The following is a 21,772-nucleotide window of genomic DNA, read 5'->3' on the forward strand; positions in this document are numbered from 1 at the left end:
GTGTAGCCTGACGTTTTGCTTGTGTAGCCTGACGTTCCACGTCAGGTGAGGTGTATTCGTCATGAAAATCAGCACGGATTGTAGGAAATACAATCGTGTAGGCCGGTAGATGGCACCTGACGTGGAACGTCAGGCTACATTATTCGGATGCACCGGTTGCAGCATGTGGTTGGGTTGGTGTGGGTAGATCGTACCTGACGTGGAACGTCAGGCTACCTATGCTGTTGGATGTATTTCAGCAGGGCTTTCAGGGCGGCGGGTTTTACCGGTTTGGCAAGGAAGTGCATGCGTTCCTGGCGGGCTTGCTTTTTCACCTGATCGTCGCGCATGGCGGTTACCAGCGCAGCCGGCATGTCCTCGTCCCAAATCTCCCGTAACTGGCGTGCCAGTTCAATGCCATTAGCGCCTGCGTATTCCCCAAGCTGATAATCAATGAGCATGGCGTCGGGTTGTTTGTCGACCGTGGAGCGTGCATGTTCCAGCACGTCTTCCACGCGCTGGAAGGTGAGCGCCTCACAACCCCATTTATGCAGTAGCGCGCTCATGGCAGTCAGGTTTTCCTGATCGTCGTCTACGCAAATAATGCATAAATTCTCGGTCGGGGACTCGTCGTTCTCGCGCGTTGGTTTCAGGCTAACCTGACCGGCACTGCCCAGTGGCACCCGTACCGAGAAGCACGAGCCGCGGCCTTCTTCGGAATGCAGCGTAAGCTGACAGCCCAACTGTTCACTCATACGCTGTGCCACGCTTAAACCTAAGCCAACACCTTCCACCGACGAATTCTGAACCCGATAAAAGGCATCAAATATGCGCGTACGTTGCTGCGGTGGAATACCCGGGCCCGTGTCCCATACAGCAATAAGTAAGTAATCACCGCGTTTACGCACGCCCAGCAACACTTTGCCGCGTTGGGTGTATTTAATCGCGTTAGACAAAAAGTTCTGCACAATACGACGCAAATAGGTGGGGTCGGTATAAATAACCGCGTCTTTATAATGCGCCCGGAATTCCAACTGACGCTGCTCGGCCAGCACCGCATATTCGCCCACCAGCGGCTGCAAAATGCTGTCTAAATACACATGCCTGAATTGCGGTTGCAATGCCCCTTGCTCCATTTTGGCAATGGCCAGCAGGGTTGATAACAAGTGTTCGGTAGAAGCCAGCGCGGTGTCCAGTTTGTCCAGTAACAGAGTGTTGGCTTCACCCATGTCGCGTTCATCAACCGCCGACAAATACAATCGAGCGGCGTTTAGCGGCTGCAGAATGTCGTGACTGGCCAGCGCCAGGAAACGGGTTTTGGAGGCGTTGGCATGTTCCGCCTCGGCTTTGGCTTTTTTCAGGGCTACTTCAACCCGGCGGCGACGGTCAATCTCTTCGGTCAGTTCGTTGTTAATTTCCCGAATCTTTTGCGAGCGCACATGAATGCGCTGTTCCAAATCTATATTGGCTTCTTCCAGCGCCTGCTGAGTTTCCACGTGCTCGGTAATGTCGGTAAAACTGGTAACAAAACCACCGTTCGGCAGTGGATTCCCTACCATTTCAATCACCCGGCCGTCGCCCCGGCGACGAATAAATCGGTGCGGAGAACCCATTTGCATGTAGCGTAAGCGCTTACTAACTAAATCATCAATTTCGCCCGGGCCGCACTCGCCGCGTTCGGCGTTATAGCGAATTAAGGTGGCAATGGGCTGGCCCGGTTTGACCATGCCTTCGGGGTATTCGAATAAGTCTAAGTAGCGCTTGTTCCAGGCTACCAGGCGCAGCTCCTGATCCACCACACTAATGCCCTGCGCCAGGTTCTCCAGCGAGCTGAACAAGATAGATTGCTGGGTTTGCAGCGCCTGAGTGGTGTCATCAAAGAAATGTACAACTTCCTCTAAGTTCAACTGGCGGTCACGCAGCGCCGCTTCAATTAATGAACGTGCGGTTGCCGCACCTAGCACCCCGGCCAGTGAGCGCTCTACGTATTTAATCAGGTCCTTGCTGGCAATGTCTTCCGGTGGCAGATTGGCTACCTCGGTTTCGTGCTGGAAAAATTCCATGATCTGTTCAGTGCGGTCATTACCTAAGAAAGTTCGCAGCAACAGCAGCATGTCGGAGTTGGTGGCCTGATGGTGCCGGTTTGAAGAGGTTTCCGGCAAAGTTGCCCGAGGTTTTACAAAGGCGGTTGCCTGAATACGGTCTACCAGCCGCGGTACCGCAATGGCAGAGAACAGCACATAGGCAAAGGTATTCAAAATTAAACTAATAATGGTGCCCTGGGTGATAATAGAGGTATCACTCAGTTCATGTGGCAGGTACATAGGCAGCGCCACGCTGAGTATCCAACCCACTAACCCGGCAAACAAACCCGCATAAACACCTCTGGCATGGCCACGACGCCAGTACAAACCACCAATCATGGGCGGCAGAATTTGCAGCATCAGCGAGAACGCCAGCAAACCAATGCTAACCAAGCCGGTTTTAGACGCCCAGAAGTAGTAGCACAAGTACGACAGCAGCATGATTACGGCAATAGCCACCCGCCGCATAATGAGCAGGCTGCGCTCGTAGCTGCGGCGGCGTTGATTTACCGGTAGGCGCGACTCGCGTTGCAATAACAGCGGCATAATCACGTCGTTGGTGAGCATGGTACTTAAGGTTACCGAGGCAATAATAACCATGGCGGTAGCCGCTGAAATACCACCTATAAATATAATTACGGCCAGCCAGGTTTGATCTGCCAGCATGGGCAAGCGTAGCGAGAAGGTAGAGCCGTCGGCGTCGTCGGGGAAGAACATGCCGCCGGTAATGGTAATGGGCACAATGGCCAGCGCAATAATGAGCAAATAGCCGGGGAATAACCAACGGGCGGTTTTTAAATGGCTAACATCTACGTTATCTACCACGGCGACATGGAACTGGCGCGGCAAACACAAAATAACACCGGCGGCCATGAGCGTTTGTACAATAAAGTCGAACTCATAAAACGCCGACAGCGACCACTCCGTGCGGCCGGTAAGTAGTACTTCTGAGGTCATTGACTGCTCGAAATGGCCGTTGAACAACCACCAGGCAAACACTGCCGCCATAACCAGCGCCAGCAGCTTTACCAGCGACTCAAAGGCAATAGCCAGAATCATGCCGTTGCGGTATTCGGTAACTTCAATATGGCGGGTACCGAACAGCATGGCGAACACTGCCATGATTAGCGCCGCCGCCATTTCATTAATAGAGAATTCGGCCAGCGCTGAGCTACTGGAAGTAAGTGCGACAAAGCTGCTACCCACGGCTTTTAACTGCAGCGCTATATAAGGAATAGTAGCCAGCGCAGCAATCAGAGTAACAAACAGGGCCAGCCGCTGGCGCTTGCCGTAGCGCGAGGCAATAAAGTCGGCTACCGAGGTGATGTTTTGTTGCTTACTTACCGACACCAGCTTTTCGACCATGGGCAAGCCGAATAAAAACAGCAACATAGGCCCAAGCAGAATCGGGAAGAAGGCCCAGCCGTCGGTATTGGCACTGCCAATCATGCCGTAGTAGGTCCACGAGGTGCAGTAAATGGCTAATGACAACGCATACACCAGCGGATGATAGCTGGCACGGTTCGCCCAGGAACGCGGTTTGTCGCCCCAGTGGGCCACCATAAATAGCAGTGCGATGTAGGCTAATGAAGCAAAAACAAGCAGCCAGGTCATTGTCTTTCCCGTGTTTTAGGCAATAGCGCCGAGTATAACCAGATATTTTACAAGAGAATACGCACCCTTAGACCAAAGTCCAATTTCTGTATTGACCACACAGGGCTAGATTGCGTAGTGACCCAAACAATAATAATCGAACAACTTGGAGGGGCGTTTTATGGCGTTCAAAAGCGAAGAACTCGCAGTAGCCTATTGGCGCGACAACATTAGCCTGGTGTTAAAGCTGTTGGCGGTGTGGTTTGTTGTGTCTTATGGCTTCGGCATTATTTTGGTGGACGTGCTGAATCAAATCACGTTTTTCGGCTTTAAGCTGGGATTCTGGTTTGCTCAACAAGGTTCCATCATTACCTTTGTTATTCTGATTTTCATTTACGTGAACAGAATGACAGCTCTCGATAACAAATACGACGTACACGAAGAGTAGGGGCGCACAATGGATATTCAAACACTTACGTTTATTATTGTCGGCCTGACCTTCGCATTATATATCGGTATCGCAGTTTGGTCCCGGGCAGGTTCGACACAAGACTTTTACGTGGCCAGTGGTGGTGTTCACCCGGTCTTAAACGGTATGGCAACTGCAGCCGACTGGATGTCTGCAGCGTCATTTATCTCCATGGCAGGTATTATCGCTTTCGCCGGTTACGACGGCAGCGTGTACTTAATGGGTTGGACCGGTGGTTATGTATTATTAGCCCTGTGTTTAGCACCATACCTGCGTAAATTCGGTAAGTTTACGGTACCGGATTTCATTGGTGACCGTTATTACTCACAAACCGCGCGTACCATTGCGGTAATTTGTGCCATCATCATTTCATTCACTTACATTGCCGGCCAAATGCGCGGTGTTGGGGTGGTGTTCTCACGTTTCTTAGAAGTTGATATTGCTACCGGCGTATTTATCGGTGCCGTGATTGTATTCTTCTATACCGTGTTGGGTGGTATGAAAGGTATTACTTATACTCAGGTAGCTCAGTACTGCGTACTGGCATTTGCGTATTTAGTACCTGCAATTTTCATCTCTTTATACATGACGGGTCACATTCTTCCACAAACCGGCTTTGGCGCCACTATTGCAGAGGGGCAACCGGGTTCCGGGGAGTACTTGCTGCAAAGGCTCGACGGGTTGTCGGAACAGCTTGGCTTAGCGGCTTACACAGAAGGGTCACGTAGTAAAATTGACGTGTTCTTTATTACCTGCGCATTAATGGTAGGTACGGCTGGTTTGCCACACGTTATTGTACGTTTCTTCACTGTACCTAAAGTTTCTGACGCGCGTTTGTCTGCGGGTTGGGCACTGGTATTCATTTCAGTGGTATATCTGACTGCACCTTCTATTGCAGGCTTTGCCAAAGTGAACTTGATCAATACGGTCAACGGACCTGATATGCAGGGCGTGGAATATGAAAATGCACCAAGTTGGATAACCAACTGGGAAAAAACCGGCTTAATTACCTGGGAAGACAAAAACGGCGATGGCCGTATGTTCTACTCTGGTGATGAGCGCAACGAAATGACCGTTGACCGTGACATTATGGTACTGGCGAATCCAGAAATTGCTGACTTACCTGCATGGGTAGTGGCACTGGTGGCAGCCGGTGGTGTAGCTGCGGCGTTATCAACTTCAGCAGGTTTGCTGCTGGTTATTTCGACTTCGGTTTCGCACGACTTAATGAAGCGAACGCTGGCCCCGGATATTACCGACCGGCAGGAGCTTATGTATGCGCGGGTAGCGGCAGGTGTTGCCGTGGCTATTTCAACCTACTTCGGCATTAATCCCCCGGGATTTGTGGCACAGGTGGTTGCCTTCGCGTTCGGTTTGGCTGCATCCAGCTTCTTCCCGGCAATTATTATGGGTATTTTCTACAAGCGGATGAACAGCACTGGTGCAATTGCAGGTATGGTGGTTGGTATTACCTTCACCCTGGCCTACATTATTTACTTCAAGTTCGTGAACCCTGCGGCAAATACGCCGGAAAACTGGTGGTTTAGTATTTCACCAGAAGGTATTGGTACGCTGGGCATGATCTTTAACTTTGTGGCGGCTTATATTGTTCACAAAGCAACGGGTGATGCACCGAAAGACATTCAGGATCTGGTAGAGTCTATTCGTTACCCTCGTGGTGCCGGAGTTTCTACTCATCACTAAGCTGTGATGTGTACCTGAACGTTAAACCTGAAAAGGATGAGGAGCCCGGTGCGTAAGTACCGGGCTTTTTTTATGAAACCAGATTTTGCGGAAGTCGAAAATTTCTTAGCGGATTGTCCGCCCTTTGATCAGCTTGATACTGAGCTGCGGCAGTGGGCCATTCGCCAAATGCAGGCTGCTTATGTAAATGAGCACAATGCCAACGACATTGTAAAAGAAGCACGCCCGGCATTATTTATTGTGCGCTCCGGCGTGTACGATTTGCGCGCGGCCGACGACCGGCTGATTGACCGGCTGGAAGAAGCCGACTTATTTGGCTACCCCTCTATGTTAAGTGGCAGGCCTATTACCAACCGTGTGAAAACTATTCAAGACGGGGTGGTATATATTTTACCGCAAGCGGCTTTTGATGAACTGCGCAGCAGTTGCAAGCCGTTTGAGCAATACTTTATTAAGGCACATGGCCAGCGCTTGCTGACGGAAGAGCAGGACCGCGCCGGCAGTGACTGGAGTGACAAGCTGGTAAGCAGTGTGGTGAGCATGAAGCCAGTGAGCCTGCCCAGTCACACACCGATTCAGGAAGCTGCCAAAGTAATGGCGGAGCACAAGATCTCCTCGGTGCTGATTATTGATTCCATTAAGCAGGACGAGCGCGACAAAGAGCATCTGGTTGGTATTTTAACCGACCGCGATATTCGCAACCGGGTAGTGGCGCGTGGGCTTTCGTACGACGTAGCCGTGAGCGCGGTCATGACGCAAACCCCCGCTACTGTGTATGGCCGTCAGTCGCTGGTGGATGCGCTAACTGTCATGACGCAAAGCAACATTCACCATCTGCCAGTGCTGGATGACAACGACAACCTGCTGGGTATGGTAACCACTACCGACTTAATGCGGCAGCAACGTAGTGAACCTGTGTTTCTCATTAGTGCTATTTATAAAGCCCGTACCAAAGAAGAGCTGGTTGCTGAAGCTAAGAATATTCCCGAATACATGCAAACCTTTGCCGGGCGGGTGCGTGACACCTCGGTGCTGGGGCGTTTGCTGGCCTCGCTAACCGATGGCATGACCCGTCAGCTTATTCATATGTACGAACGCGAGCACGGCGTGGCGCCGGCACCTTATGCCTGGATTGCCTTTGGTTCGCAGGGGCGTGAAGACCAAACTTTAAGTTCGGATCAGGACAACGGCCTGCTGCTTAGCAACGACTTAAACGATGCGAAGAAAGAGTGGTTTAAAGGGCTGGGCGAGTACGTGTGTCAGGGCTTGTACGAATGCGGTATTCCGTTGTGCCCGGGCAACATTATGGCCAGCAACCCGGATTGCCGGCGCAGTTTAAACGGCTGGATTGAGCGGTTTGAGAAATGGACCCAAAGCCCAACGCCGAAAGCCCTGATGTATTGCCAGATATTCTTCGATTGTCGGCTAATTGAAGGCAACAGCGGTTTGTATCACAAGTTTCGTGAACAAGTGATTAAGCTGGGTAAAACCGATGTGTTTATTGCTAACCTGGCGATACTGGTGAATCAGATTAATGTGCCGCTGGGGCTGTTTAACAGCTTAAAAGCTGACCATGACTTGATTGATATAAAACGTTACGGGCTGGCCATTATTAACGACGTAGCACGATTGTATGCGTTGCAGGCTGGTTTAGAGGTGCCACAAACAACCAAGCGGTTGCAGGAGTTACGCGGTAGCCGCTTATTAAATCGGCGCGACAACCAGTCGTTACAGGAAGCCTGGCAGTTTTTGGCGCAGTTACGGCTGAACCACCAGTTAGAGGTGTGGGGTACTGACGAGCCGAAGAATAAATTAAACCCGGATCAGCTGAGCACGCTTACCCGGCGGCAGTTAAAATCAGCCTTTCGTATTATAAAAGAGGCGCAGCAGGGCGTTGGCCTGAAGTTCGGCCGGCAGGGTTACTAATTATGGCTTTTAACCTGAAGCTGAATGCGCTGGCGAACTGGCTGGAGCGGCGCGCCACGCTGGCGCAGCCCTGGCGGCAATTGCGCTATGTCGCGCTTGACTTGGAAACCACTGGGCTGGACGCCCAGCAGGACTCCTTGCTGGCTATGGCCTGGCTGAATATTCAGCCGCCGTTAATGGACTATGGCTCAGCGCAATATCACGTGATGGGGCGTAAAGGGCGCGACTTAAAACGAGATTTAAAACAAAGCCCGGTTATTCACGGGTTGTTGGAACGTGATTTTTTGCGTAGCTCCGAGCCACAGCAAACCCTACGGGTGCTGAGCCGGGTGTTAAATGATGCGGTATTGGTTTGCCATCATGTGTCGCTGGACTGGCAGTTTCTGCAAGCCGCGGCGAAGCGCTATAACGTAACCCTGAAGCCGTTGGCTTTTTTTGACACCCTGCAGTTTGAGCGGCGCCGCATGCAGCAGCAAAACGAACAGCCCAAACCCGGTGAACTCACCCTAAGTGCCTGCCGCGCCAAATACAATTTGCCCATGTATGGCAATCACCATGCGTTTTCGGATGCACTGGGTTGCGGTGAGTTGTTTCTGGCGCAGGTGTATCAGTACTGTGGCAATGAACCTATAAAAGCCAGAAAAATAGTTCAAACCAAGTGGTAAGGGGTTAAGTTTATTACGATCTGGCCGATAAATTTTGCATGAACACCTGTAGCAACAGCTACAGATTTGCAAAATCGGCGAGGTCAGGTCATGACAGCACTACTTAAGTTTGTATCCAGCATTCGTATGCGCAGTTCACTAGGTGCTTGCCTGCCAGCGGTGCTGGTGGTGTTGTTGTTAAGCCTACCCGGTGCCGCACAGGCGCAGGTTGAAGGTTTTCAGTCGGCTGCTGCCAAACTCAGCACTACTTTAGCAGCACAACTACAAAACTCTGCCTATGCTGAACATGGCCTGGCGCTCACCAGCATGGTTGATGCCCACACCCTGAGCTTATTCCCCGCTACCGACTCGTTAGCGCCGGTTGGCCAGCAACTTACCGAAGCTATGTACACCGAATTAGGCCAGCGTCAGGTAAACCTGATTGACGTACGTGGCCGCAACTACATTGAAATTAATCCGCAGGCTGAATTAAACCTGAGCCGCGAGCTGGCCAACTTGAATCCGCGCATTCGCGCTGATTTGGTGCTAGTAGCCACTATGGCGCGCCGCGACCACGGCGTAATGGTACACACCCGTATTCTGACTTTGCGCGATCAACAAGTTGTTGCCAGCGCCAGTGAGTATTTGGCCAAGCGCCTGTACTGGAACCAGCGTCAGGTAGAAATAATTGATGGTATGCCGGAACGGACCACCGCCAACGGAGGAATTGGACAATGAAACATCTTGCCTTAGTAATAACCGCAGCAGTAAGCGTTGGTCTGGCGGGTTGTAGTTCGCAGTCTGAACCTATGACAGTGGTGGCCGAACCAACCAACTCTGCACCCGATTATAGTGGCAACCAAGCTATGCTGAGCAGCACGCTGGCGCAGGAGCTTGCGAAGCAGTTGGCCCAGCCACTGAAACAGCAGGGCGATTCGGCTAAGTTACACTTGGCGGTGACTGATTTGGTAGAAGTAACCAGCCAGTACAATGACGCTACGCCACTAAGCCAGTTATTTAGCGAAAACCTGATTTATGCGCTGCACCAACAAAAGCTGCGCCTGGTGGATTACAAAACCACAGATTATATTCGCGTAACCCCACAGGGTGACTTTGCCTTAAGCCGCGATTACATGGAACTGGATGAAATATCGCCGGTAACTCACATGTTGGTAGGAACTATGGCGGAACATAATGAAGGCTTTATTGTGAATGCTCGTGTGGTGCACGCTCAATCGAACACTGTGGTAAGTTCTGGTCAGGTATTTATTCCTGCCGTGGTAGCGCAAGACCTGCGTGCCAGCCAGGGCGGCCTGCTGCGCGCCGGCTCTGAATAACCCTCTTACCTTTTACTAGCGCCAGCTGAGCTGGCGTCCCCGGTAGGATTCGAACCTACGACCTGCCCCTTAGGAGGGGGCTGCGCTATCCAGCTGTGCCACGGGGACGCGGCGGGTGCACTTTACTATAACTTCTCGGTAAAAAACCACCTTCTGTAAACCTAGCCACTATGATCTCAGATCAAGAGCTCGTTAACTAATAGTTAGTGGGGTTGACAAATTTTGACACAGAATTTATAACATCAGGTGTCGGAGGCTAGATGATAACAGGATTTCACCTGTTTGAAGAAAAGTTCCCGAAAGAATGAAAAATATTGATTTTAAGTTGCTTTGTAGGTTGCTGCATTCAATATAATTCATTACTATCAATATATGATCGGCTAAAATTAGTGCGCTAAAGCATATTTTTTGTTGGTCAAAAACGAGCACGAACTGCCTTTCCGTGCCAGTTAAAAACCGAGTAAATCACTATTAAGTGATCCAGGGAGTCAATATGTATACTAATAACAAACTAGCTAAGTCTATCCGCTTAGCGCTAATGTTCGGTGGCGCTTCGGTTGCTCTTTCAAGTACTGCTAACGCGCAGGAAGAGAGCACAGGCGAAGAAGCTGCTCAAGAACGTATCCAGGTAACAGGTTCTCGTATCAGCCGTACTGATTATGAGTCTTCTAGCCCGGTACAAATCACTTCAGCTGAAGAAATTAAACTGTCAGGTTACACCCGTATCGAAGATTTGATGAACAGCCTGCCACAGGTTGAAGCATCACAAACTTCTTTCATCGCTAACGGCGCATCTGGTGTTGCTAACCTTGACTTACGTGGTATGGGTGCTAACCGTACCTTAGTACTGATGAACGGCCGTCGTCTGCAGCCAGGTGGTGTTTATTCACAAGCACCTGACGTAAACCAGATTCCATCTGCTCTTGTTAAGCGCGTTGAAGTGCTGACTGGTGGTGGTTCTGCAACTTACGGTGCTGACGCTGTTGCTGGTGTTGTTAACTTTGTAATGGACGACGACTTTTCAGGCCTTGAGCTTGTAGTTGGTGGTTCAGGTTACCAGCACGACAACGACAACGAATACATCCAGGGTTTAATGGATGACCGTAACTTCGTATACCCTACAGGTAACTCTGGTATCGACGGTAAAGCGTTCAATATCGATTTAACTATGGGTGGCGATTTTGCTGATGGCAAAGGTCACGCAACTGCATACGCTACATGGCGTACAATTGATGAATTGCGTCAAGAATCACGTGACTATTCATCATGTGCTCTGAACTCTGCAGGTACTGCTTGTGGTGGTTCTGGTACTACTCCAAACCCTAACTTCTACTTCTATCCTTCAGTAGACGGTACACCAGACTACTCACAACAAGTATTCTGGACCTTAGATCCAAACAGCAACTTCATTCCAAGTGAAGGCAACGTATATAACTACGCGCCTGTTAACCACTTCATGCGTCCGGATGAGCGTTATACTTTAGGTGCTTTTGTAGACTACGAAGTAAACGAAAACTTCCGTCCGTACATGGAAATTAGCTACATGCACAACCGTACTAAAGCGCAAATCGCTGAGTCCGGTATTTTCTACAACTTCTTCTCATTCGATATCGACAACCCACTGTTCAGCGACTCACAACGTCAGCAGTTCCGTGATCAGTTCGGTGCTGGTACTGAAGAAGTTTCTGCATACATCGGTAAACGTAACGTTGAAGGCGGTCCTCGTGCCTCTGTACTTGAGCACAGCTCATACCGTTTAGTAGCTGGTTCTGAAGGTTACCTGGGTGATGCATGGTCATACGACGTATCATTCCAGTATGGTTCTACCTCTTCATCTTCTGTTTACATCAATGACTTCTTCACTCCGCGTATCGGTGAAGCAATTGGTGCAATCGGTTCTAATGACTGTGTAGACCCTTGTATCCCGTACGAAGTATTTACCTTTAACGGCGTAACTGCTGAGCAAGCTGATCCAATCAAGGGTACTGGTATCCTGAATGGTGTAACTACTCAGCGCGTATTCAACGCATTCGCTACTGGTGAATTCGACTACTCAATTCCTTCTTCATCTTACCCAATTGCTGCGGTAATCGGTGTTGAAAACCGTGAAGTAGACTTCGAACGTACTTCTGATGAAGTATTCGCCCAAGGCCTGTTGGCTGGTCAAGGTGGACCAACTCCAAGTCTGACTGGTGGTTACAATGTTCGCGAAGTATTCGGTGAATTAAGTGTTCCATTATTAGACAACGCTACTGCTGTTGACAGCTTAACTCTTGAACTGGGTGGTCGTTACTCTGACTACAACACTTCAGGCGGCGAAACTGCATATAAAGTAGCAATCGATTACAACCCAACTGCAGACTGGAAAGTTCGTGCCAGCTTCAACCGTGCGGTGCGTGCACCAAACATTGCTGAACTGTTCGCACAACAGAGCTTAGGTTTGTGGCAAGGTACTGACCCTTGTGCCGGTTCAGATCCAGAGCTTAGCCAAGCAGCTTGTGCTAACACTGGTGTAACTGCGGCTCAATACGGCAACGTATCTACCAGCCCAGCTTCTCAGTACAACGGTTTCTTCGGTGGTAACCCGAACCTAGACCCAGAGATTGCTGACACCTTAACTTTCGGTGTTGTTGGTAACCCAATCGAAAACCTGAACTTCAGTGTTGATTACTTCAATATCGATCTGGAAGAAGTTATCGGTACTATCTCTCCTGAGTTAACTATCACTCAGTGTGGTGAAACCGGTCTGGCAGTATTCTGTGACAACATCCAGCGTTCAGCTACTGGTAACTTGTGGCAAGGTGATGAGAACCGCGTAACCGCGACTAACATCAACTTAGCAACTCGTACCGTAAGTGGTGTTGACGTTAGCGCTAACTACCAAATCGACGACGTACTTGGCGGTACTGTTAACGCTAAGATGATTGGTAGCTACAGCTTGGAAAAAGAATACAACCCAATTCCAGGTGTTGAGTCTGCAGTATACGATTGTTCTGGTTTGATCAGCGTAGACTGTTTCCCACAACCAGATTGGCGTCACAGCTTAACAGTTAGCTATGCATCTGATGCTGACTGGACTGCAAACGTGAAATGGCGTTACTTCGGCGGCGTGGACTATGACGGAACTACTGATCAATTAGTAGCTGACGGCTTAGGTTCACAAAGCTACATCGACTTGAATGGTGCGTTTGACGTAACTGAAAACGTTTCATTCCTGATTGGTGTTAACAACGTGCTAGACAAAGAAGCTCCAATGGTAGGTAGTAGCTTAGCTACTAACGCAAACACCGTTGCTGGTTTCTACGACACATTAGGTCGTTACCTGCACGCTAGCGTAACTTTCCGTTTCTAAGTAGTAGAAATGGTTGAAGAAAACGGCGGCTTCGGCCGCCGTTTTTATATCTAAGACATATACATTGTATTAAGTAGGCAACTTTTATGAGCGTGAATACCAATTTAAACCCCGCTGAAGAACTCACCATGCAGGTGAAGAAGTATGCAAATGCTGGAGAGTACGAGAAAGCGTTGCAGTTGGTGCAAGCTGTAGTTCATGAAAACGTAGAGTCAGTAGCCATGCTGCACACCGCGTTCCAATTGACAGCCCGATTGAATAGATTGGATTTAGCGCTGAATTATGTAGACCGCGCCTTAGCACAAGCGCCTGAACAACCGGTATTTTTACTAAATAAAATACAAACTCTGTTGCGCTTAAAACGGCGTGAAGAGGTGCTAGAGCTGACCGAAAGGGCCGGCAAATTACTCACTGATAATGCGAAGTATCAACACGCAATCAGCAAAATTTATACGCAACTGGACATGCCCGCGAAGGCGCTTCCAGTGCTAGAAGAGTTGGTTAAAAATAATCCTGATGAAACCGACTACCGTTATGATTTAGCTTTGTGTCAGTTCTTCTTGAACGACACTAAAGCCGCAGAGAAAAACCTGGATAAGGTTATTGCAGCGAACCCTGAAGGCGCCCCGGCGGCCATTCACGTGCGTTCCGCTTTGCGTAAACAAACCAAGAAAAACAATCACATCGAGTTTTTAACTGAGCGCACTAAGTCGGACGACATTAAAGACGTGCCCGTATGGTTTGCGCTAGCCAAAGAATATGAAGACCTTGGCGAATTTGATGAATCTTTTAAAGCATTAGAAGCTGGCAATAAGCTGAAGCGCAGCAAAATTCAGTACGACGAGAAAGCTGAGTTAAGTGCGCTGCAGTCGTTAGTAGATAGCAGTAAAGACTTAAAAATTGGCGCCAAAAAAGCCGCCAAAAAAGGCGAGCCTACACCAGTATTTATTGTAGGTATGCCGCGTACCGGTACCACTTTGCTGGAGAATTTGTTGTCCAGCCACTCGAAAGTGAAGTCTATGGGGGAGTTACCTGACTTTCCACGCTTTTTAGCCGACGCTATTGATGCTGATATTGCTGCTGCCGGCGGTAATCTGCCGCGCACAGTTGCTGCTCAGAACCTGGACTTTAAAGCACTGGGCGAGCGTTACATGAAGTCCGTGCAGGAATTGGCCGACGGGCATGACTACGTAGTAGATAAACTACCGTTCAACTTTTTGTACTGCGGTTTAATTCAAAAAGCATTACCGCACGCGAAGATTATTCATGTGCAACGTGATGCTATGGATACTTGTTTTGCTATTTACAAAACTTTCTTCAATCAGGTTTATGCGTATTCGTACGACCAGGAAGAACTGGCTCGCTACTACGGTGCTTACCAGCGCTTGATGCAACACTGGCACAAGCTGATGGGTAAACGCCTGATAGCCGTGCGTTATGAAGACTTAGTAAAAGAAACCGAAAGCTCAGCTCAGACCGTGTTTGAGTACTGTGGTATAGACTGGGAACCGGAAGTTATGGAGTTCTACAGCAAGAAAACTCCGTCTTCTACGGCCAGTGCCGCGCAAGTTCGTTTACCTGTATATACCTCGTCGGTGGACAAGTGGAAGAAGTTCAAGGCCCACTTAGAGCCAATGCAGGCACAACTACAGAAAGAGCTTGCTGAACAGTCTGACAAATAATAGTGGTGCCGGCCGGTGAATGAGTTACAACGTATAGATGCAGCTGCGGCTAAAGCGCGGCAGTTGCAGCAATACGACCAGGCCGCGCAGTTATATGCTGACGCCGTGAAACGTTGGCCGGACAACACCAATCTGCACTACAATTTTGCTTACCACGCCCGCTTAGCGGGCTGGTATACGCAAGCTATTGGAAGCTACCAGCAAGCTTTGGCTATGGGCATTAGTGAGCCCGAGGAAGTTGCCAATAATATTGCGGTTATTTACAGCGATCATTTATTACAACCTGACCAGGCATTCGCTGCGCTGGAGCAGGCCTTAAAGCTTAACCCTAACTATTTACCAGCGCTGCATAATATGGCGCACTGGCATGAAGAAGCAGGGAACAAGCAACAAGCCGAGCACTATTTTCGCGAAGTAATTAAACGAGAGCCCGGCCATGCTGGTGCGCATGCACGCTTGGCCGACGTGTGCTCTGTTGCCAGTAGCGATGACCCTTTAGTTGTCGCATTGGAGCGCTTTGCGCAAGCCCCGCAGTTAGACCTGAATACCCGTGCCGATGTTTGTTATGGGCTGGGTAAGCTGTTAAACGGCTGTGGTGCTTATGATAAGGCCTGGCAGGCATACCAGCAGGCCAACGAGTTAAATAAACAACTATTGCCGGCCTGGAACGCCGCGGGTTTTGCCGATTTGGTAACACAGCTTAAGCAACACCTTACCCCCGAGTGGTTAGCCACCCAGCAGAGCCATGTCGACTTTGCGCCGGTGTTTGTTTGTGGCATGTTCCGCTCAGGCTCAACGCTGGCTGAACAGATTCTGGCGGCACATCCGCAGGTAACAGCCGGTGGTGAATTAGACTTTTTTGCTCGGCAATGGCAGTCGGTATTGGCGCAAAGCCGTTCTGTAGCCGATGTAATACAAAGCTTTACGCCAGCGCACACGGCAGACTTAGCCAATAGCTACCAGCAATTTGTGGGTGAGCGTTTTGGTAGCCAGGTGCTTCAGCAAGATCAGCCCATTTATTTAACCGACAAACGGCCCGACAACTTCTTGTTGTTAGGCTTTATAAAAGCGGTATTTCCCAAAGCGAAGATTATTCATACGACTCGTAATCCGCTGGACAATTGCCTGTCGGTGTATTTTACCCGGCTGGGTAAGCTTATGGGGTACGCCAACGATATTGAGCATACGGCGGAATATCTGGCACAGCAGAATGAGCTTATGGCGCACTGGCAGCAGCTATTTGGTGAGTCTATGTTCACGCTGCATTACGACGATTTGATTGCCGACACCGAAAGCTCGGTGCGCGAGTTGTTGGCGTTTTTAGACTTACCCTGGAATGACAACTGTCTGGCTTTTCATAAGCTACGCAATCCGGTGAAAACTGCCAGTGTGTGGCAGGTGCGGCAACCTTTGTATAGCTCGTCTTCCGGGCGCTGGAAGAACTACCGCGAACAGTTGCCGGAATCCGTAAAGCAACACTTTGGTGAGAATTAAAGGCCGACCTTGAAACGCGCTTAAGGTGATACCTTAAGGTGACACTTCTGCCGGAGCTATGTCACAAGGCACAGTAACTCGTACGTCGTCTGATTCGAACGGCACAGTGCCATGCCAGAAGTAACTAGGGAAGAACACACAGTGCCCCACCTGCGGGCAGACAAAACGGCTTACCTGCTCACGTTCTTCCAACCCTAACGAAGTTTCACCAAATTTTATCCAGCCCTGACGCTGCTCGTCGTGCGGTTGAATTTCTTTCGGTAAGTGCACGTAGGTGCAGCATGACAGCCAGCCTTCCGGATGCACATGATTGGCATGAAAGCCTGTTTCACCAAGTTTCACCGACCAGGCGCCGGTAAAGCGGAAGCTTGCTTGCTTGCGCGACAAGAACGGATGCGTGGCATCGTCAGGCAGTGAATCAATATACTGCTGCGCGGCTTTTTCCAGCGCGCTTTTATACTGCTCAATAATTTTCGCGGGCTGGCCAAATAAATTACCCACGGTTTGGGTGCCGTTACGCACGCTCTGATCCAGCGGTTGGCGCTGGGTTTTATGCAAGCCACTTAGGGTATCGGCCAACTGTTGCATAAAGTCTTGCAGGCTTTCATATTCCGGCGGGTGCTCCAGCGCTATGGACTGAACAAAGCTGTCGGTATTATTCAGCCAGTTTCCTTTGGGGTTGTCCATTAGCCGCCAGCACAGCCCCTGATACGCCAGTACTTCCTGATTGAGCGGTGCCAACGCATTGGCTTCTTCCAAATGTTCCATAGCCGGTTCAAGCTGATTGTTGCGCAGCAGGCTAATAGCTAAATCTAACTGGAAGCGCATATTGTTTGGCTCCAGTTTCACGGCGCGCTGGTAATTCTTTAAGGCTTGGTCGTAGTTACCCAGTCGGGAATATGCCGATCCCTGAGTATGAATAAACACCGGAATTTCGCCTGCTTCATCAATACTGCGCTGTAATACCTGAATAGCTGATTCATAGTTCTGCGCGAGAATATGGTGAATAGCCTGCTCATGGCGAAGCGGCAACGAGTGGGGGAGTTGCTGCAGGGCTTCATCGAAGGACTGCATAAAATCGTCGTGTCGGCCATGTTCCCAGTACAGCTGATTTAGCGCTTTATGAGCATCAATAAACTCTGGTTGCTGTTTGATTAGCTCGCTCAGCAGCTTTTCTGCTTGCTCGTAGTTGTCTACGTCGTAATGCAGGCAGGCGAGCAGGTAAGTAACATCAGCTGTGGGTTCGCTCATGCCTTTATGGGCAATTTCAACATGCTGCAGCGCTTGCTCCGGTTTGCCCATTTGCCGGAAAACTTTCCCCAGCGTCAGGTGTACGCCAAAATTTTGGGGTTGGTGTTGCAGAATTCCCTGACACAGCTCTACCGCTTCGTTAAACCGGCCACTGCGGAACAAGGCCACAATATGATTGTGCATAGTACCGGCGTCAGCCTGATTCGTACTAGCCAGTTGTTGATATATAGTAACAGCGGCGGCGAATTTCTCGGCGGCCATTAAAAAGGCCGCGTAATTACGCAGGGCTGCCGGGTGCTGAGGAGCCAAAGCTAAGCAGCGTTGAAAGTAAGTTTCTGCCTGGGCCAGGTCGCCACGCTGCTTGGCGCATAGTGCCAGCAGGTGAAATATGTCGGGATGCCCGGCAGTGGTTTTCAGAAGTTGCAGACATGACTGTTCAGCCACAGCGAATTGCTGTTGCTGAAATGCGGCTACGGCACGTTGAAATATTTCGTTTGGACTGCTCATGCTGACAACTAAAGCTGCAATATTTACAGCTAAAGTTATCACGGAATGTTACTGAAGTGTAGCTTGTTTTAATCTTGTTAAACTGACTGTTATTCCGCAACCTAATATGGGCTGTTACATAGCTCCGGCGGGCACTACCCAGTCATTAATCTGCACGTTGCTTAAGAAATTGTCGTTATCAAGCCGGGCAATAGACGAGGTTTGGTTTACCTGGGTTACTTCCACCATAAATTCGCTTACTTCCCATTTTTGGCGGTAGTTGTCGTTGCTATCAATAAAGTTGGCTTCGTGCACAACGCGCAGCATGTCGCCGGCTTTTACGCCGTTCACTTCACCTAAGTTAATTTGTAATTCCTGGCCCTCTACCCGCACAATTCGACCGCGTGCGGCTTCGCAGCGAAGCTTGCCATCAATGCCTTGGGCCAGCTCGTTTAAGCCTTGTTGTAAGGATGAACCAAAGGAAGAGGTCCAGAAGTAGTTGGCGGCAATATCAACTTCGGGTTGGTCGTCAAAGTCCCAGCGGGCAGAGTCACTCACATTGGCACGCGTGACTATTTCACCACTGTAGGCGTCCATCATATATAAGGTTAAAGAGTAGTTGCGCTGATAGCGGGCACTCACTAACGGACCGAATACACCACTGCCGTTTTTAAACACTGACAGGTCGTTATATACGCCGAATACAACATACTGGCTGTCGTTGTCCTGACCAATTACGCGAGCCAGTCGCCCTAGTTGTTGTAGATCGCGCTGTTGCAGAGCTTTGTTTAAGCCAACATCGCGACCCATAGTATGTTTCACCGTCAGGTTTTGCCCGCGAGAACCCAACTGACGGCTAAAGCGTTCCGCACTCACTTCACCAATACGATACACCTGGCCATACACAGCCTGGCTGCGCTCTGCAATTTCGAATGGGGTAACGGTAACGGATTTTTTGTACTCAGTGCCGGGGCAGGAGCCATCACGGTTCCAGATGTCGGCGCGCACGGTTAAGTAAATACGGCCGTTGCGTACTTCTTCCCGCACTATATCAACTTGATCTACGCTACCTTTGCCACGCCATTGGGTTTCGGTGGCCTGTAATACGCCATCCACGACCTGCTGCACACTACTGACACTGCCACCGGAAACCATTAACGCTTGCGAAATGGCTACTTCAAGCGCTTGCGCTCTAGCGCCGGCCACGTCGTTGTCGATAATAATAGCGTCGCCCTGAGCCTCTATCCAACGCGCATGCGCGGGAACACTGACCAACAGGGCCAGTAGCAGGCAACTGAGATATCGATAACACAAGCGCATGGCGTCAAACTCTCGTAAAGGCATAATGATGCCAAGAACAAAGCAATAATTAAGCCAAGTATTGTTTCAATGTGTGCTCAAGTTTTTTCCAGTCAGGCCGTTACAGCTTACAGGAATATTGCTTGAGGAGTTCGCTATGCAGCCCTTATTGAAAGCTGTAACTACATGTGTGCTGGGCCTGGTTTTATCCGGTTGCAGCCTGGTATATGACCAACAGTACGTGGAATGGGAAACCAAAACACCTGATGAGTTTCCGGTGTTAACGGCGGTTGGCTATGCGCCATTGCAGAAGCAGCAGAATATGGACACAGCTGGTAAAAAACTGGCAGCCATGCGGGCTTCGAAGTTGGATGCATATCGCGAACTGGCCGAACAGGTTTATGGCCAGCGTATTAGTGGTAGCACGGCAGTGGCTGACTGGATGGTGCAGGACGATCGCTATCAGGCATCGGTTGATGGTGTGATTCGTGGTGCGGAAGTTGTGCGCAGCTATGCCGCTGGTGATTACTATGTGACTGAGTTGAAATTAGACTTTCAGCAGGTACATCGGTTATACACTAGTGTGAGTCGTCCGCAGGAATTGAAGCGAGTGGTTTATTACTAATAACGAACTATAGCTGTTGCAATAAAAAAGGCCGCTATCGAATGCGGCCTTTGTCGTCATAGGTTACTGAGTCGCGATGATGCGCTCTAATTAAGGTGTCGCGCAGTTGTTCAATACGACTTAAGGTAATTTTAACCACTTGATCGTTTACTTCATTCTGCTGCTGGCACTCAGCCAGTTGCCGTTTTAAGCCTTCCATTTGTTCGGTTAGTTCAGGCTCATTCTTCAAACGTTCAACGTCTGGGTGCTTCGCTAACTGCGCGTCAATCAACTCAATAGCGTGCAAATGCTGTTGCTTGGCAGCGGTACTTTGTGCCACTACCTGGTGTTTATGTTCAACAACGGCGGCAAGCTCTTGCTTTTGTAACGCAGCAAGCTCCTGCAGGTTCTGCCGGAGCTTGTCTAAGAGCTGTTCGAGTGTTTCGGTACTGCTGTTGGAACTATTCGATGATGCCATGAAGAGGGGCTTCCTTCATTTAGCGGCTACATTCGGCTATTAACGGCCGTATAAGTCGCTCTCAAATTCAGCTAACTTAGCTGCCAGACGCTCAACGTCAACTTTATAAGAGCCGTCGGTTAGCGCTTGTTTAACTTTGTCTACTTTTGCCTGGTCAATACCAGATTCGCTGCTCGCTTTACGGGTTAATTGACCCAGCTGCTGCGCTTGCGGAGTAATAGAAACCGCGTCCTGGCGTGCTGCTGGTGTTGCTGCAGACTTCGCCTGACTTTGTTGTTGAGAAACCTGCTGTTGTTGCTGCGCAGTTTGCTTTGCATCAACTGTTGTAGGCTTGCCAGCGTTATTAATGTTGTTAATTGCCATGATAATTTGCCCCTTTAAATGTGTTTCTTGTGAAGTATATCGGCCGTAAGTGCGCAGGCTTTAGCGTTTTTTATAAAAAAGTGGCAACATTTTGCCGCTTTTTTGTGCCGCTTCCGATAGTCTCGCGAAACCAAGCAAAAACACTTTAATTTTCAATGTCATAAGTTTACTTTTACTTCATTCAAAGCAGCTACGACAGCACTCACTTCACGATTGGAGGCTTGATTTCGTACCGACACAGACTCGCCGAGCAAACCATCATTCAATGCAACGCCTGTGGCGCTTACGCGCATGCCGTCCAATGCAGCTACTATTGTAACCTTTTCACCTTCGCACACAAGGCAGGTGTTGCGTTCAATAATAGGGTCACTGGCATTAATGCGACGTTTCACCCGCGAACCCAGTAATTTGTCTACGGAGTTGTATAAACCGCTGCGAATCATTTGAGTATCTACTAAACTGATCTCAAGATCGTCTTCGGTTAACAGTGTACCTGGCGACAAAGGTCGCTTGGCGGTTACTACCGGTGCCATCATGTAAATGCGAACAGGCACGTAGCTGCGCCATGGCGCACCGGCTTCGCAGCTGATTTCAACGGTGCTAAAGCGATCCATATTAGCGTTATTTGCAAGTTGTATGCGTGCAGGTTCTGCGCACTGGCGTGGTGCCATGCGAGCATCTAAGCCACCGGCTTCTACTGTTACTTTGCCGCCGGCAGGTGCGGTAACTCGCTCCAGCACATAGCTTTCAGCAAGGTCGCGTAGGCGATGATAGTCGTAACTCATGGCCGTGCTCTTAGTAGCCGCGGCAGAGCTTTCTGCCGCGGTATTCGCCGTAGCTATATTCTCGGCGGCAGCGCTGACGTATAATGGCAGCACACTAACGCTCATAGCTAAAGTGATGAGAAGTCGGTTTTTTGTCAGCCGTTGCTGAAGCCAGTTGTTCGCTATCATGGTTACACCTGATACCTTTGGTTTTTGCATTTATGTTGTGTCACTTGTGCTTGTTTTCTGGGCTTGCGCCGGAA

The 21,772-nt window shown here is 49.7% G+C and carries 16 protein-coding genes and 1 tRNA gene; 10 read left to right on the forward strand and 7 right to left on the reverse strand.

The window, feature by feature from the left end; all coding sequences use genetic code 11:
* Window positions 1–212: 212 nt before the first annotated feature.
* On the reverse strand, window positions 213–3,677 hold the full coding sequence (locus CCE91_RS03130) for a PAS domain-containing hybrid sensor histidine kinase/response regulator (RefSeq protein ID WP_086433798.1): 3,465 nt from the start codon (window positions 3,675–3,677) through the stop codon (window positions 213–215).
* 160 nt (window positions 3,678–3,837) lie between these two features.
* On the opposite strand from CCE91_RS03130, the gene CCE91_RS03135 reads away from it, so the two are divergent.
* The 6 genes from CCE91_RS03135 (at window position 3,838) to CCE91_RS03160 (ending at window position 9,736) form a co-directional block, all read left to right on the forward strand.
* Window positions 3,838–4,104 (forward strand): DUF4212 domain-containing protein, encoded by a 267-nt coding sequence (locus CCE91_RS03135; RefSeq protein ID WP_086433799.1) that lies wholly within the window; start codon window positions 3,838–3,840, stop codon window positions 4,102–4,104.
* A 9-nt stretch (window positions 4,105–4,113) separates the two neighbouring features.
* The gene (locus tag CCE91_RS03140; RefSeq protein WP_086433800.1) at window positions 4,114–5,829 is read left to right on the forward strand and encodes a sodium:solute symporter family protein; all 1,716 of its coding nucleotides are present in this window, start codon (window positions 4,114–4,116) and stop codon (window positions 5,827–5,829) included.
* 72 nt (window positions 5,830–5,901) lie between these two features.
* Entirely contained in the window at window positions 5,902–7,755 is a 1,854-nt protein-coding gene (locus CCE91_RS03145; RefSeq protein WP_086433801.1) for a DUF294 nucleotidyltransferase-like domain-containing protein, read from the forward strand.
* Between the two features lie 2 nt (window positions 7,756–7,757).
* Entirely contained in the window at window positions 7,758–8,420 is a 663-nt protein-coding gene (locus tag CCE91_RS03150) for a 3'-5' exonuclease (protein ID WP_086433802.1), read from the forward strand.
* A 90-nt stretch (window positions 8,421–8,510) separates the two neighbouring features.
* A complete protein-coding gene (locus CCE91_RS03155; protein WP_126797172.1) occupies window positions 8,511–9,137 on the forward strand; it encodes a FlgO family outer membrane protein in 627 nt (208 codons plus the stop codon).
* The gene (locus CCE91_RS03160; RefSeq protein ID WP_086433804.1) at window positions 9,134–9,736 is read left to right on the forward strand and encodes a FlgO family outer membrane protein; all 603 of its coding nucleotides are present in this window, start codon (window positions 9,134–9,136) and stop codon (window positions 9,734–9,736) included. The genes CCE91_RS03155 and CCE91_RS03160 overlap by 4 nt, the downstream gene beginning before the upstream one ends.
* Window positions 9,737–9,767: 31 nt before the next feature.
* Here CCE91_RS03160 and CCE91_RS03165 read toward each other — a convergent pair.
* Window positions 9,768–9,844: transfer RNA gene (locus CCE91_RS03165), tRNA-Arg, on the reverse strand.
* 385 nt (window positions 9,845–10,229) lie between these two features.
* Here CCE91_RS03165 and CCE91_RS03170 point away from each other — a divergent pair.
* From CCE91_RS03170 to CCE91_RS03180, 3 genes are all read left to right on the forward strand, one after another.
* Entirely contained in the window at window positions 10,230–13,088 is a 2,859-nt protein-coding gene (locus CCE91_RS03170; RefSeq protein WP_086433805.1) for a TonB-dependent receptor domain-containing protein, read from the forward strand.
* Window positions 13,089–13,174: 86 nt separating this feature from the next.
* A complete protein-coding gene (locus CCE91_RS03175) occupies window positions 13,175–14,770 on the forward strand; it encodes a tetratricopeptide repeat-containing sulfotransferase family protein (RefSeq protein ID WP_086433806.1) in 1,596 nt (531 codons plus the stop codon).
* Window positions 14,771–14,785: 15 nt separating this feature from the next.
* Window positions 14,786–16,264 carry a tetratricopeptide repeat-containing sulfotransferase family protein gene (locus CCE91_RS03180; protein ID WP_086433807.1) on the forward strand — a complete coding sequence of 493 codons (1,479 nt, stop codon included), beginning with the start codon at window positions 14,786–14,788 and terminating at the stop codon, window positions 16,262–16,264.
* A gap of 33 nt (window positions 16,265–16,297) precedes the next feature.
* Here the strand turns inward: CCE91_RS03180 and CCE91_RS03185 are convergent, their stop codons facing one another.
* Window positions 16,298–18,022 (reverse strand): 2OG-Fe(II) oxygenase family protein, encoded by a 1,725-nt coding sequence (locus CCE91_RS03185; RefSeq protein WP_126797170.1) that lies wholly within the window; start codon window positions 18,020–18,022, stop codon window positions 16,298–16,300.
* A gap of 114 nt (window positions 18,023–18,136) precedes the next feature.
* The gene (locus CCE91_RS03190; protein ID WP_234996249.1) at window positions 18,137–19,345 is read right to left on the reverse strand and encodes a flagella assembly protein FlgT; all 1,209 of its coding nucleotides are present in this window, start codon (window positions 19,343–19,345) and stop codon (window positions 18,137–18,139) included.
* Window positions 19,346–19,457: 112 nt separating this feature from the next.
* Between CCE91_RS03190 and CCE91_RS03195 the strand changes: the two genes are divergently transcribed.
* Window positions 19,458–19,925, forward strand: a complete 468-nt coding sequence (locus tag CCE91_RS03195) for an LPP20 family lipoprotein (protein ID WP_086433809.1) — start codon at window positions 19,458–19,460, stop codon at window positions 19,923–19,925.
* Window positions 19,926–19,959: 34 nt separating this feature from the next.
* On the opposite strand, the gene flgN is transcribed toward CCE91_RS03195, so the two are convergent.
* The 3 genes from flgN to flgA form a co-directional block, all read right to left on the reverse strand.
* Window positions 19,960–20,382: a flagellar export chaperone FlgN gene (gene flgN / locus CCE91_RS03200; RefSeq protein ID WP_086433810.1), complete on the reverse strand. Its 423-nt coding sequence runs from the start codon at window positions 20,380–20,382 to the stop codon at window positions 19,960–19,962.
* A 39-nt stretch (window positions 20,383–20,421) separates the two neighbouring features.
* A complete protein-coding gene (gene flgM / locus CCE91_RS03205) occupies window positions 20,422–20,745 on the reverse strand; it encodes a flagellar biosynthesis anti-sigma factor FlgM (protein WP_086433811.1) in 324 nt (107 codons plus the stop codon).
* Window positions 20,746–20,903: 158 nt separating this feature from the next.
* Window positions 20,904–21,698, reverse strand: coding sequence for a flagellar basal body P-ring formation chaperone FlgA (flgA, locus tag CCE91_RS03210; RefSeq protein ID WP_157984138.1), 795 nt, complete (start codon window positions 21,696–21,698; stop codon window positions 20,904–20,906).
* Window positions 21,699–21,772 lie beyond the last annotated feature (74 nt).

The organism is Pseudidiomarina planktonica (assembly GCF_900177775.1).
Classification (GTDB): Bacteria; Pseudomonadota; Gammaproteobacteria; order Enterobacterales; family Alteromonadaceae; genus Pseudidiomarina; species Pseudidiomarina planktonica.

Excerpts from the sequence above, each read along its gene's own strand:
- CCE91_RS03150 (WP_086433802.1), top strand. The coding sequence starts at position 7,758 with ATGGCTTTTAACCTGAAGCTGAATGCGCTGGCGAACTGGCTGGAGCGG.
- CCE91_RS03160 (WP_086433804.1), top strand. The coding sequence starts at position 9,134 with ATGAAACATCTTGCCTTAGTAATAACCGCAGCAGTAAGCGTTGGTCTG.
- CCE91_RS03155 (WP_126797172.1), top strand. The coding sequence starts at position 8,511 with ATGACAGCACTACTTAAGTTTGTATCCAGCATTCGTATGCGCAGTTCA.
- CCE91_RS03130 (WP_086433798.1), bottom strand. The coding sequence starts at position 3,677 with ATGACCTGGCTGCTTGTTTTTGCTTCATTAGCCTACATCGCACTGCTA.
- flgA (WP_157984138.1), bottom strand. The coding sequence starts at position 21,698 with ATGATAGCGAACAACTGGCTTCAGCAACGGCTGACAAAAAACCGACTT.
- CCE91_RS03190 (WP_234996249.1), bottom strand. The coding sequence starts at position 19,345 with ATGCCTTTACGAGAGTTTGACGCCATGCGCTTGTGTTATCGATATCTC.
- flgM (WP_086433811.1), bottom strand. The coding sequence starts at position 20,745 with ATGGCAATTAACAACATTAATAACGCTGGCAAGCCTACAACAGTTGAT.
- CCE91_RS03175 (WP_086433806.1), top strand. The coding sequence starts at position 13,175 with ATGAGCGTGAATACCAATTTAAACCCCGCTGAAGAACTCACCATGCAG.
- CCE91_RS03185 (WP_126797170.1), bottom strand. The coding sequence starts at position 18,022 with ATGAGCAGTCCAAACGAAATATTTCAACGTGCCGTAGCCGCATTTCAG.
- flgN (WP_086433810.1), bottom strand. The coding sequence starts at position 20,382 with ATGGCATCATCGAATAGTTCCAACAGCAGTACCGAAACACTCGAACAG.
- CCE91_RS03140 (WP_086433800.1), top strand. The coding sequence starts at position 4,114 with ATGGATATTCAAACACTTACGTTTATTATTGTCGGCCTGACCTTCGCA.
- CCE91_RS03195 (WP_086433809.1), top strand. The coding sequence starts at position 19,458 with ATGCAGCCCTTATTGAAAGCTGTAACTACATGTGTGCTGGGCCTGGTT.
- CCE91_RS03145 (WP_086433801.1), top strand. The coding sequence starts at position 5,902 with ATGAAACCAGATTTTGCGGAAGTCGAAAATTTCTTAGCGGATTGTCCG.
- CCE91_RS03170 (WP_086433805.1), top strand. The coding sequence starts at position 10,230 with ATGTATACTAATAACAAACTAGCTAAGTCTATCCGCTTAGCGCTAATG.
- CCE91_RS03135 (WP_086433799.1), top strand. The coding sequence starts at position 3,838 with ATGGCGTTCAAAAGCGAAGAACTCGCAGTAGCCTATTGGCGCGACAAC.